6 protein-coding genes are annotated in these 5,098 nt (G+C 40.5%); all 6 read left to right on the top strand.

Features of this window, described 5'->3' with window-relative positions; all coding sequences use genetic code 11:
* Positions 1-197 precede the first annotated feature (197 nt).
* On the top strand, positions 198-326 hold the full coding sequence (locus HP456_RS25435) for a hypothetical protein (RefSeq protein WP_281358093.1): 129 nt from the start codon (positions 198-200) through the stop codon (positions 324-326).
* Positions 327-389: 63 nt separating this feature from the next.
* A complete protein-coding gene (locus HP456_RS25430; RefSeq protein ID WP_281358092.1) occupies positions 390-512 on the top strand; it encodes a hypothetical protein in 123 nt (40 codons plus the stop codon).
* Between the two features lie 381 nt (positions 513-893).
* Positions 894-1,925 carry a LacI family DNA-binding transcriptional regulator gene (locus HP456_RS19600; RefSeq protein ID WP_172254232.1) on the top strand — a complete coding sequence of 344 codons (1,032 nt, stop codon included), beginning with the start codon at positions 894-896 and terminating at the stop codon, positions 1,923-1,925.
* 516 nt (positions 1,926-2,441) lie between these two features.
* Positions 2,442-3,212, top strand: coding sequence for an MBL fold metallo-hydrolase (locus tag HP456_RS19595; protein WP_172254230.1), 771 nt, complete (start codon positions 2,442-2,444; stop codon positions 3,210-3,212).
* Between the two features lie 157 nt (positions 3,213-3,369).
* Positions 3,370-4,209 (top strand): SDR family NAD(P)-dependent oxidoreductase, encoded by an 840-nt coding sequence (locus tag HP456_RS19590; RefSeq protein WP_172254228.1) that lies wholly within the window; start codon positions 3,370-3,372, stop codon positions 4,207-4,209.
* A gap of 114 nt (positions 4,210-4,323) precedes the next feature.
* Positions 4,324-5,098 (top strand): BtpA/SgcQ family protein (locus tag HP456_RS19585; RefSeq protein ID WP_172254226.1); only part of this gene is annotated, 775 nt, incomplete at its 3' end.

Genomic DNA, 5,098 nt, shown 5'->3' with positions numbered 1-5,098 from the left:
GTTAAGGAAACCATATCATATCTAAATAGCAGGAATTATGTTCCTCTATTTTTTCACAAAAAAGTGTCATATCCCTCTAAAACAGAGATATATGCCACTTTTTTTATTTCTGCAGCTAACCGACCTTTCAAAACAATCAAACACAAAAATGTAAGCGATTTTATAATAAAGCGCTTACGGGTGCAGCGATATCCCCGATGTTATTTGCGGGAGGCTGCAGCGGAGGATCGAGTGAGACCGTATCCGAAAGCAGTGACGGCAAGGTCGTTTTGGATTATTGGCATACGTATAGTGATCAGGAAGAGGTTCTTAATGAGAAGATTTAGCCATTGTTTGAAAAGTAACATCCTGAAATTGAGTTGAAGCTTACGAGGATGCCGTATGAAGGATTGAAACAGCAGGTGATTGCGGGGGTATCCGGCGGGGAAGCGCCAGATTTGATGCGTATGGATATTGTCTGGGTTTCTGAGTTTGGGCAAAATCGCAAAGATTTTGACACTCCTTTTTCTTGATTTAACAGTTTGTTCCAATAATAAAGCTGCTTAATTTAATATGCTAAATATACCCTGAATTGCAAATGACAGAACTTTCTGTTCTTCAGATTTTGTGGTACGATTTCTAATACACTTTAAGGCACAAAAACAAAGTAACAAAGGGTAGTATGTATGATGAAATACAAAGAACAGAACCTTCTATTAACTAGCAGCTTAATGGAATAATATGAGACATACATACACGGGTATATGTATAACTATCATGCAAATTCATATAGAAGATTGGAAGTAAGATTTTAACAATGGTGCATTTTTCAATAAAAGGAAAGCGATAAATATTGTAGAATTATATTTAGTAGGTAAAAAATGAGGAAACGTTTCCATAAGGATGTGTCGGTATTGGTAACAATAAAGGAAGTTGCAAAAGAAGCTAATGTTTCAATCTCCACTGTATCAAGAGTACTTAATAAGAGCGGGTATACAAGTGAAAAAACGAAAGAAAAGGTTCTTAATGCAGTTAAGAAACTTAACTACCAAGGGAGTCTGATAGCTGCTGCAATGAAGAAGAAACAGACCTTAACTCTTGGTTTAATCATACCTGATATAAAGAATATTTTTTATTCAGATCTGACTAGAACAATAGAAGATCGAGCGAATAGTCATGGATTTAACATCTTTTTATGTAATACAGATAACAATTTGCAGAAAGAAGCAGAGTATATACACCTATTGATTGCTAAGGGAGTCGATGGAATCATCTTTTCATCTCCAGAGGTTAATGATGGAAATATAGAAGAATTGAAGGGGAAATATCCTGAGCTGCCAGTTGTCATATTAGGGGGGAAATTCCCGAAATTAATTCTTAATGAGATCGTAGTTGATAATGTTGATGGTGGATATAAAGCGATGAGACATCTTCTGGATTTAGGGCATAAGGATATTGCCTTTATCGGCGGGGACCTTGAATCTTATGCATCAATTGAAAGGCACCAAGGGTACAAGTTAGCATTGAATGAAAGAGGCGTTCCTATAAATAACGATTATGTGATTTTTGACAAGTTTTATATACAAAGCGGGTATGAAAATGCAATGAAATTATTACAAAAAAATGATAGGCCCACGGCAATTTTTGCGGTTAGCGACAGTGTTGCTGTAGGTGTCTACAAAGCTGCGAGGGAGCTAAATATAAGAATTCCCGAACAATTATCAGTTGTTGGTTTTGATGATTCTCAATATGCGGAAATTTTGTCTCCTATGCTTACGACCATTCGTACACCTATTAAAGAAATGGGTCAAAGAGCTATAGAAATCATGGTTAAAGCAATTAAGGAAAAGCAAATAATTAAAGAAACAGTCCTCTTTTATCCAAATCTTATTGAAAGAGAGTCAACTATGGCGATAGAAGTAGGTAATTTAAAAAGAATGACTTAGAATAATAGTTCAAGAATCTGATGATTTTCTATTAATTAATATAATTTTATAAATTTTCAAAAAAATCATTGAAACTGGTTTATTAAGTATGTATAATTTGATTTAAATAAGTGGAAACGTTTCCATCTATTTGAATCAATTTTTTTTTACGAAATACAATATGTATTATTTACTCAAAAAAACATCATGGTATATGTGCTATTTATCAGCCGCAGAATAAACCCCTTATGTACGAAATCTTCATGAAACACTAACAAACAGCTTTTCATTTTTCCTAAACTATATACAAATCGTAAGTTTCAAAATTAAATTGGTTGGAGGGAGGTTTTTGTGGAAACGATTCCATAAATAGTCTTTAGAACATTGTTTATTCGTTTACTGATCATTGTTTAATCCTAAACTATTTGTATTGAACTCCATTAAAATATAACTGATTTTTCAATAACTTTTTTGATTCAATCTTTGGCTAGTTTTTCAATGTATCCGACTTAATAACTACAGTGAAAGGGGATTGTAATGTTCGACTACAACATATTTATTCAAGGGTTTCCCGGAAAGTCATCAACCCATGGGGGATTAGGATGGAGTACCGTCACCTTGTTATCCCACGATGACCAAAACATTATCATTGATGTCGGCAGCTTCGGCGTCAGACCGTTGATACTAGATAAACTCAAAGCCAAGGGTTTATCTCCAAGTGACATATCGATGGTTTTGTTGACACATACGCATTGGGATCATTGTGTGAATTGGACGTTGTTTCCTAACGCGACCATCGTAGTGGGGGCGGTGGATATGAAATGGGCATTAAACGAACCGCCTGGAGGATGGCATGTTCCTGAATTGTATGTGAAGGAATTAAATTCTTCTTCACAAATAAGGATGGTCAACCATCTTGAAGAAATTGTCCCCGGGATTGTAGCTCATCAGACTGATGGACATTCACCAGGTCACCTGGCATACACCGTGGACAATGGAGACTATGATCTGATATTCAGCGGAGATGCCGCCAAGAACAGGGCGGAGCTTTTATCAAGGAATGCAGATATGACATTGAATCTTTCAGACAGCCAAGAATCAATCGACTACCTTTGGAGATTGTGGAGAAAAAGGGAGAACAGTATTTTAATACCCGGACACGATATCCCGATGAAGCTTGTGGATGGGAAACCTGTTTATCTTCATGAAAGAAAAGCGGATTTGCAATACTGGTTTTCTGAAACATTGGAGGATTATACAACGATCGAATTGGCAGATGAAGCAGCGTTAACTGAACAGACCAAGTAGGGCTGCCCATATTCTGGGGGGTGATCACTCAAGAAAATGAAAGGGTTTACATGGCTTTCGTTCCGCAAGTGAGAGTTTGAATAGATACAGGAATCGTTTGCCGGAAGTATTATATCCGAAACTGATTGATAACTGAAATTAAATGAGGTGTGAAAATATGAGTGATAGAAAAAAGCAGCGTGTGATCGTGACAGGCGGCTCTAAGGGACTTGGACGCGGAATCGCCCTGGCTTTTGCAGAGGCAGGTGCGTCAGTGGTCATTGCTGATGTTGACACTGAAGCAGGCGAGCGGTGTGTACAGGAAATCAACGAATCTGGCGGGGAGGGTCTATTCGTTTATACGGATGTATCGTCAAGTGAAGATGTAAAGAAACTCTTTGAGGAATCCCGCCATTTCCATGGCGGAATCGATGTGCTCGTTAACAATGCAGGAATCGGTCACGGACCGATGTCAGAAAGACATTTCCTGAAAACTGACTACGGTATGTGGGAGAACCTGATGAATATACACATAAATGGCCTTTACCACTGCAGCCAATTGGCGGCAAGAGCCATGGTTCACCAAGGTGAGGGCGGGAGCATCATCAACATGAGTTCTGGGGGAGCTACACGGGCCCATCGAAATCGTGTCGCTTACGATGCGACGAAGGGTGCAATTGAGGCCGCTACAAGAGCAATGGCACTTGATCTGGCTCCATGGAAAATCCGGGTGAATGCCGTGATGCCAGGCTCTATGTGGGTTGAAAACCGTACAGCAGTCGGGAATGAGTCTTCACCTGATCTACTCATTCCACTCGGCAGGCTGGGAATGCCTCAAGACGTTGGGCATGGCGTTCGTTTCTTGGCTTCACCCGATGCTTCTTATATTACAGGCCATGTCCTGGCCATTGACGGCGGCCTCACGGCTCAGCTCCGGGCGCCGAGTATGGATGCCGATGTTGCACTCTCCCTCGACGAAATCGATTTAGGGATGGCTTCATCCGGAAGCAAAGACTAAATCTATTCCCGCACGACTTTAAGTAGTTTGATAGAAAATGAGATTTCAATCATGCAGCCAGATATCATCCACAAAAAACCCATGATAAATAGAAAAAAGGAGGAGCAAAAGATTATGAAAACGTCATTTACAACTATTTTCGGTGTGGAAAAGCCAGTTTTAGGGATGGTTCATTTAGGGCCGCTCCCTGGATCACCCCTATATGAAGGGAACCTCGATCAAGTACTGGAAGCTGCAATCCGTGATGCGAAAAGTCTTGAAAAAGGCGGCGCCAGCTCTGTTATGGTGGAAAACTTTAATGACTACCCGTTTTACCCGGAAACGGAGGAACCGGAAACAGTGGCAGCGATGACATTAATCGCTCACGAAATCCGCAGAGAAGTGAAGCTTCCAATGGGGATTAATATCCTGAGAAACTCTTGGAAATCGGCGTTGGCAGTTGCTGGAACAGTAGGGGCTGATTTTATCAGACTTAACGTCCTGACTGATGCGTACGTGACCGATCAGGGGCTCATTAACGGTACGGCGCACCTGGTAGCAAGATATCGTAAATTCCTCGGGTTAGAGAAGAAAGTCAAGATTTTCGCTGACATTCAAACGAAACATGCAGCTCCTTTAGCGGCCCGGCCTATTGATGTTTTGGCTCGTGATACTGCCTATCGTGGAATGGCAGACGCGATCATTCTTGCAGGAGAGGAATCGGCTCAGCCACCTTCCATCGAAAATTTAGAGGCGGTAAGGAAAGCAGTCCCTGATGTTCCGATCATTATCGGCAGCGGAATGAAAGTGGAAACGGCAAATCTTCTAAAATATGCGGATGGAGCTGTCTTTGGATACGGGGCAAAAATTGATGACATTATGACGAACCCGGTTGACGAAGATAAAACAC

Origin of the sequence: Bacillus haikouensis, assembly GCF_013179555.1 — a bacterium.
Taxonomy (GTDB): domain Bacteria; phylum Bacillota; class Bacilli; order Bacillales; family Bacillaceae_B; genus Rossellomorea; species Rossellomorea haikouensis_A.
Note: the sequence above shows the minus strand (reverse complement) of the source record. Positions and strands in the feature narration are given on the sequence as shown.

What these genes read in the sequence shown, in the direction of transcription:
- HP456_RS19595 (WP_172254230.1), top strand. Translation starts at nt 2,442, where the DNA reads ATGTTCGACTACAACATATTTATTCAAGGGTTTCCCGGAAAGTCATCA.
- HP456_RS19590 (WP_172254228.1), top strand. Translation starts at nt 3,370, where the DNA reads ATGAGTGATAGAAAAAAGCAGCGTGTGATCGTGACAGGCGGCTCTAAG.
- HP456_RS25435 (WP_281358093.1), top strand. Translation starts at nt 198, where the DNA reads ATGTTATTTGCGGGAGGCTGCAGCGGAGGATCGAGTGAGACCGTATCC.